General features: G+C 30.7%; 8 protein-coding genes. 4 read left to right on the top strand and 4 right to left on the bottom strand.

Features of this window, described 5'->3' with window-relative positions:
- Positions 1 to 84: 84 nt before the first annotated feature.
- Together B3J44_RS05215 and B3J44_RS05210 are read right to left on the bottom strand one after the other, a co-directional pair.
- Positions 85 to 954 (bottom strand): alpha/beta hydrolase, encoded by an 870-nt coding sequence (locus tag B3J44_RS05215; protein ID WP_286966434.1) that lies wholly within the window; start codon positions 952 to 954, stop codon positions 85 to 87.
- A 261-nt stretch (positions 955 to 1215) separates the two neighbouring features.
- A complete protein-coding gene (locus B3J44_RS05210) occupies positions 1216 to 2088 on the bottom strand; it encodes an AraC family transcriptional regulator (RefSeq protein ID WP_286966432.1) in 873 nt (290 codons plus the stop codon).
- 449 nt (positions 2089 to 2537) lie between these two features.
- On the opposite strand from B3J44_RS05210, the gene B3J44_RS05205 reads away from it, so the two are divergent.
- The 4 genes from B3J44_RS05205 to B3J44_RS05190 all read left to right on the top strand — a co-directional run bounded on the left by B3J44_RS05205 (position 2538) and on the right by B3J44_RS05190 (position 5893).
- Positions 2538 to 2903: a T9SS type A sorting domain-containing protein gene (locus tag B3J44_RS05205; protein ID WP_286966424.1), complete on the top strand. Its 366-nt coding sequence runs from the start codon at positions 2538 to 2540 to the stop codon at positions 2901 to 2903.
- Positions 2904 to 3581: 678 nt separating this feature from the next.
- Positions 3582 to 3986 carry a T9SS type A sorting domain-containing protein gene (locus tag B3J44_RS05200; RefSeq protein ID WP_198856962.1) on the top strand — a complete coding sequence of 135 codons (405 nt, stop codon included), beginning with the start codon at positions 3582 to 3584 and terminating at the stop codon, positions 3984 to 3986.
- A gap of 504 nt (positions 3987 to 4490) precedes the next feature.
- A complete protein-coding gene (locus B3J44_RS05195) occupies positions 4491 to 4892 on the top strand; it encodes a secretion protein (protein ID WP_198856961.1) in 402 nt (133 codons plus the stop codon).
- A gap of 614 nt (positions 4893 to 5506) precedes the next feature.
- Positions 5507 to 5893 (top strand): secretion protein, encoded by a 387-nt coding sequence (locus B3J44_RS05190; protein ID WP_198856960.1) that lies wholly within the window; start codon positions 5507 to 5509, stop codon positions 5891 to 5893.
- Between the two features lie 66 nt (positions 5894 to 5959).
- Here B3J44_RS05190 and B3J44_RS05185 read toward each other — a convergent pair whose 3' ends face one another.
- Together B3J44_RS05185 and B3J44_RS05180 are read right to left on the bottom strand one after the other, a co-directional pair.
- On the bottom strand, positions 5960 to 6493 hold the full coding sequence (locus B3J44_RS05185) for a Hint domain-containing protein (protein WP_286966422.1): 534 nt from the start codon (positions 6491 to 6493) through the stop codon (positions 5960 to 5962).
- A gap of 99 nt (positions 6494 to 6592) precedes the next feature.
- Positions 6593 to 6927, bottom strand: a 335-nt coding sequence (locus B3J44_RS05180; protein WP_286966420.1) for a hypothetical protein, incomplete at its 5' end; no start/stop codon positions are given.

The following is a 6927-nucleotide window of genomic DNA, read 5'->3' as shown; positions in this document are numbered from 1 at the left end:
TTTTTTTTAAGGATTATACTATAAAGGTATTCCAAAAATTAAACCAAAAAAAATGATTTGGCTTATTTTAAAATTAAAATTCCTTTATTTTTTTGCAGTAACCTGATTCTTAGACAGTATTTTATTGAAAAACAATACATGATACGGAAGCGAATTTTCCCAATAATCCCAAGTATGTGCTCCTGGCCTTTCGGTATAATCGTGGTCAACTTTATTGTAAACTAATCTTCTGTGTAATTCTCGGTTTGGTTCAATTAAAAAATCGTCTACGCCGCAATCTATTATTAGCGGCAATTTATTTGTTTTTAATTTATCAGCCATTCTTAAAACAGAATTCTGCTCATACAATTCTGTATTTCCGCTTTTGTCTCCAAAAACTGGCTGCATTAATTTTACAATCTGAGCCGATGAATCTCTATTCAACATTGTACTCATATCTACCGCACCGCTCATACTTCCTGCCGCACAAAACAAATCGGGATGTCTAGCAGATAAATATAAAGCCCCATGTCCGCCCATAGAAAGTCCCGTGATTACTCTTCCGCTTCTATTACTAATTGTACGGTACGTTTTATCTACTTTCTGAATTACTTCTTGCGTAATAAAAGTCTCAAATTGGCTTTCTTTATTTACAGGACTATCAATATAAAAACTAAACGTCTCTCCTTCTGGCATTACAATAATCATATTGTATTGGTCTGCCAGATTGTGAACCAATTTTTTGTTTGGAGTATTTTTAAGCCAATCGCTAAAATGTCCGTATGCACCATGCAAAAGATACATTACAGGATAAGTTGTTTTGCTTTTAGCATAAGAATTTGGCAAAACCACAGCAGCCTTATAAGTTTTACCCATTGCGGTACTTGCAACTTGAAGTGTGTCTACTTTTGCAGCATATGTCATGGTGGTAAGACAAAGCAAAAATGCAGACAATAGCATTTTAAGTTTCTTCATTTTGATATTTTTTTCTGATTAGGGTTTGTAAATATAACTTTTTTCAGAATAAAATATATGAAAAATCCGACTGGTTTTGGATGCCACGAATTACACGAATTTTCACTAATTAATTTACATACTCTCTTGGCAAAATGCAAAACAGTATGTAAACCTAAAAAATAAAAAAACCGATCAGCTTTTGACTGATCGGTTTTTGAATTTCTTTTACAAATTATAAAATTTAATTCGGGCCAATTCGTGTAATTCGTGGCAAAAAAATCAACTAATAATAATCTTATGCTCATGTCGGTATTGCGAAGCACTTTTACCAGTGTATTGTTTAAATGATTTACTAAAGTGACTGAAATTATTAAAACCGCTTTCGTAACAAACTTCGTTAATACTCATAGGCTGCTCTGCCAAAAGCTTAGAAGCGTGTACTAAACGATATTCATTTACAAACTCGGTAAATGTTTTATTCGAAATTTTTTTGAAATAACGACAAAACGAAGGTGTGGTCATACTTACCAAACTCGAAACCTCATCTATAGAAATAGATTCCTGAAAATGATCTTTCACAAAATTGAAAACTACATTCATACGATCGTTGTCTTGCGTTTGCAGTTCCATCGAAAATCCATCAGCATTTAAGATGGTATATTCTTCAGCCGATTCCAATTCGTCTAAAACACTCAAAAGCGTTATAAGTCTTTTAAATGGCGGTTCATTTTCCATCATTTCAATTTTACTTCCGATACGTTTTTTTGTTTCACCACCAAAAGCGATTCCGCCCTTAGCTTGTTTCAAAATATTTTGCACCCTTTTCATTTCAGGAGCCACAAAAAAATCGCTTCCTAAAAATTCAGGTTTTATATGAATTACGGTTTCCGTTGTATTTCCTGTTTGTTCATTTGTAAAACCGCAATGTGGCAAATTAGCTCCTATTAAAAGTAAACTACCATTGGTATAATAAGAAACATGGCTTCCTATTTGTCTTTTTCCAGCCCCGCCATTTATATAAACCAACTCAATTTCTGGATGATAGTGCCATAAATGAGCTTTACTATTGGTCTTTTCGGCGTGTTTAGTGTAGGTAAAAGAACTTCCGTATGAGTTAGTTATCACTTCAAGAGCTGGGGCAATAGTCTTCATGATAATTTCTTTAAAAAATAATAGCAAATTTAACAAAAACACCTAAAATAATTTAAATTTTAACCTACAACGGTTTCGTAAATGCGAATTTTACATTAAAATAACATTCTTAACACTGCAAATTTCACATCGAAATCGGCTTTTTTTTAGAGTCTTATTTTTTTTCCTGACTTTTTTTTTATTTATCCTATTTAAAACTTGATTTTATATAGATATGCTAAAAATTGTAAGAAAAACGGAAATTTTATGAAGTATTTAGTTTTGAAAAATTTTGAAGAAAAACAATCAAATTAACAAAAACACAACATTAAAGTCAAATTTTAACATATAACGGTTTCGTAAATGAGAATATAGCATAGAAATCGGAAAATATAGATGTTAAAATACCACACATGCTGCTATAACTTTGCATCAGAGAAATGAACGAAAAAAATTTAATACTATAGAATATGAAAAAGATTATGAAATTAAGTTTAGTATGTGCAGTACTTCTAACAGGAATGAGTACTTATGCAATTGATGGTAATGAAGCATTAAATCTTCATGTATTAAAAGGAAATGGCAAGGTAATTGCTTTTGGAATTAATCAATTACAAAAAGCTGTTATTAGTATATATGATACAAATGGTAATTTAATCTATACTGAAAACGCTTCTGGTAAAACTGGAATCTTAAGAACTTTCAGTTTAGAAGAATTTCCACAAGGAAAATATATTTTAGAAGTTGCTGATAGCTTCAAAAAAGTAAAATACGATATTACTGTAAATGCAAATAGTTCTACTTTGTCTTCAAAAGGAACTACTTCATTGAACTAAGAAAATATTAAGGTTAAGTGCAATTCTTCACGGCACTTAAAATTTTATACTCTAATACAGTATAAAAAGTGAGGTTAGATAGTTAGTAAGTTAAAAACTTTCAAAAGTTTTAAAAACAGCTCTTTGTGGTTACTGAGCTGTTTTTTTTTGCTCTTTACTTTTTTGAGTTATAAAACTTTGCCGCAAAATTTTTTAAACGCAAAGTTCACAAAGATTTACGCAAAGTTCGCAAAGGTTTTTTTGAGTAAATTTTATAAAATAAAAAAGTTCGCAAAGCTATATTAGGATAAAGCTTTGCGAATTTTGCATTTATATGCATGATCTTTGATAAAAAAAACTTTGTGAACTTTGCGTAACCTCTGCGCCCTTTGCGTTACATTACACAATCTAAATAAAAACTTATAACCTCAGTCCCGATAGCTATCGGGATAGCACCTTTATTCTTCCTACATTTTTTAAAGAAATCTTTATCGCAATGTAAATTTAAAATCATTAAAAACGTTGAAAAATAATAAGTGTTTTAGCAAAAACGATAAATATAATTCAAATTTTAACCTATAACGGTTTCGTAAATGAGAATATAGCATCGAAATTGGAGAATATAGTATTGTTTTTTTACTTACAACTGAAGTAATTTAGCATCAGAGAATTAGAACTATTAATTTAAAACTAAATACCATGAAAAAGATTGTAAGATTGAGTTTAGTAGCAGCATTGCTTTTCACAGGAATTAGCACATATGCAATTGATGGAGTAGCAGATTTTAATTTGCATGTACTTAAAGCTAATGGCAAATCGATCACTTTTGGTCTTAACCAAACGCAAAAAGCCAACTTAGCAATTTATGACAAAGAAGGAAATCTAATTTATTCTGAAAGTGCTTCAGGTAAAGATGGAATTTTAAGAACTTTCAGTCTAGAAGAATTTCCAGAAGGAACTTACTTCTTAGAAGTAGAAGACAATACAAAAAAAGCAAAATACGAAATCACAATAACTGATGATTCTACTGTTTTATCTAAAAACGCAGTTTCTTCGGTTTACAAACCAGGTTTTGCTAAAAATACAAGTGTGGCAGCACGCTAAAAAAGTTTATGCTTTCATAAAGTATAAAAGTGAGGTTAGATAGTTAGTAAGTTTAAAAACTTTCAAAAGTTTTAAAAACAGCTCTTTGTGGTTATTGGGCTGTTTTTTTTTGCTCTAAGTTTTTTTACCGCAAAGGCACAAAGAATTACGCAAAGTTCGCAAAGTTTTTTTCACAAAGCTTTACGAACTTTGCGTTTTTATAAACCTTTTACATAATAATTCTTAGCGTCTTTTTGAATAAATCTTTGAGCACTTTGTGGTTAAACACACCATTCTATATGTAAATAAATTCTTAGCTCATTGTAAATTAAAAATCAAGCAAAACATTGAAAAATAATAACCTAATTAACAAAAAAGTTAAAAATAATTCATGTTTTAACCTATAACGGTTTCGTAAATGAGAATATAGCATAGAAATCGGAAAATACAGTTGCGCATTTTCATGTATTACATAAGTAATTTAGCATCAGAGAATTAGAACTAATAATTTAAAAACTAAGTACCATGAAAAAGATTGCAAAAATGAGTTTAGTAGCTGCGTTGCTTTTCACAGGAATTAGCACTTACGCAATTGACGGAACGTCGGAGTTTAATCTTCACGTAATGAAAGCTAATGGAAAACTGATTACTTTCGCACTTAACAAAGTACAGAAAGCCAACTTAGCAATTTATGACAAGGACGGAACACTTATTTACTCTGAAACTGCTTCAGGTAAAGAAGGAATTTTGAGAACTTTTAGTCTAGAAGAATTTCCAGAAGGAACTTACTTCTTAGAAGTTGAAGACAGCGTAAAAAAAGCGAAATACGAGATCACAATTGGTGATACTGCCTCTCTATCTAGAAATGCAGTTTCTTATGCTTACAAAGCTGGTTTCGCTAAAAATTCGAGTGTTGCTGCACGCTAATTTTATACTCCAAAAAAGGTATAAAATAAGGTTAGAAAAAATTAAAAATTACATTTTTATTGTTTAAGAAACAGCTCTTGGTTGGTTACAGAGCTGTTTTTTTTTTGCTTTATACTTATTGTATTTTTTTCTATCGCAAAGTTCGCAAAGATTTTCGCAAAGCACACAAAGATTTTTTGTTTAAGATTTTGCAAGCCCAAAGTTCACAAAGTTTTATCCTTATAGCTTTGCGAACTTTTTTATTTTATAAAATTATTCAAAAAAAAACTTAGTGTGCTTTGCGAAAATCTTAGCGCACTTTGCGTTAAATTAATATATCATTTTTACTTACAGAGCTGTTTTTTTTATTTCTAAAATTGATGAAAAATAAATTTCAGTATGATTTAAGAAAAGTATTCTTATTAATAAAATAAGTGACTTTAAAACACTTAAAAAAATATTAAAATTTTAAAAACCGCGAGCCCAGTAATTACGTACATAGTTCAAACAAAATACAGAAATAGTTTCAATTCAGCAAGTTAACAGTTAAAAAATGCCAATTTATTGCTAAAAATTAAATTTGTATTTGTAGTTTTACGCGTTCCACATTTAGTAATTAACAATTTAAAAAAAACATGACAAAATTTACCAAAGCTGGTTTAGTTGCTGCCTTTTTTTTAGCGACTGTGTTTACCTATGCCATTGATGGAAAAGGTGATTACATTTTAAATATCAAAACAGGAAACGGAAAAGTAGTTAGCTTTACTTTAGACACTGTAGAAAATGCATCTTTCTCTATTTATGACGAGAATCACAACTTACTTTATGCGGGAGAATCTGCAGCAGACAAATTAGAGGTTTCAAAAACAATTAGTTTAGAAAGTTTTCCTGCTGGAACTTATGTTCTTGAAGTGAAAGCAAACGACAAAGTTGCGAAACACGAAATTAAAGTTGCTGCTAAAAAAGTAAAGACTGTAAAGTTAGACGAATCTGTTAACCAGAGTCCATCTTTTCGTCGTTAATTTTTTGCCCCCTAAGAATTAGAAAGCAGCTCGTACCAGGAGCTGCTTTTTTTATATCATTGTATTTTATGCTTTTAAATTATCAGGAAGAGAATCAAAAGACATTTGAAAGGCAAAGTCTCCTATTATGACTCCTTGAGCCAACAACAAATGGCCATTAGGGCTGGTAAATTCAAAATTTCCAACAGAAATGTTATGAATTATTCCTTGATAAGTTCCCATCGAAATAGTATTAACAACAACAGGATTTCCTTGCCCATCAACAAGCTCTGTTCCTGGCCTCAATTTTGAACCTCTAGTGTATTTGCCATTTGCAAGTAAAAAAGGTTGGTCTAAAGTGCAGATAATTTCTTGGTTATATCCTAAAATAATATAAAGTGCAGTAATACGCGCTTGAGCGCCTTGGCTAAAAGTAACTTTTGTTTCTGATGAAGATAGTTCAAGTCTGCCCGATTCTACTTTTGCAGAAAATGCCAAAACTGAGTCTCCTCTCTGTAAATCACTGATAGCTCTTTCTCCTGAAGGAGTAGCAATTTTAGTGTCCCCTGCCGTACATTTAAGGGTTAAATCATTTAATAGTTGATTAGAATCTGGTTCCATAGTTTTATGTTTTTAAGTGCCATCCAAAATACATCATTAAAAACACTTCGTTTAAAGTATAAATACCTGTTTTTAAAGCAACAAGCAATACAATACTATTTAAATATCAGGCAATTGTGCTTTTCTTAATCTTGAACCTATTTTAACGAGTTTCCAAAAAGAATCGGTTTCTGATGTCAACATTATTTTTTGAGATTCTTTAAAAACATAAGAATGTGCAAAAGCATAAATATAGTCCAGTAAATCGATCAATCTGAAACTTTGCCTGTATTCTGGCCTCACTTCTATGCTGTTGGCAAAACAAACATTCTCAGATTCTTGATCTCCTATAAAAAATAATCCTAAATGATCTGAAAACATTTTTATTACTTCAGTATTTACAGTTGTGCTTTCTTGAGTTTGTTTATTCAATAAAAAATCAAGAGTAAAAGACA

It is taken from the genome of Flavobacterium sp. UBA4854, from assembly GCF_002399805.1.
GTDB classification, from domain to species: domain Bacteria; phylum Bacteroidota; class Bacteroidia; order Flavobacteriales; family Flavobacteriaceae; genus Flavobacterium; species Flavobacterium ginsengisoli.
The sequence above is the reverse complement of the archived record's forward strand: the minus strand, read 5'-3'. Positions and strand labels throughout refer to the sequence as shown.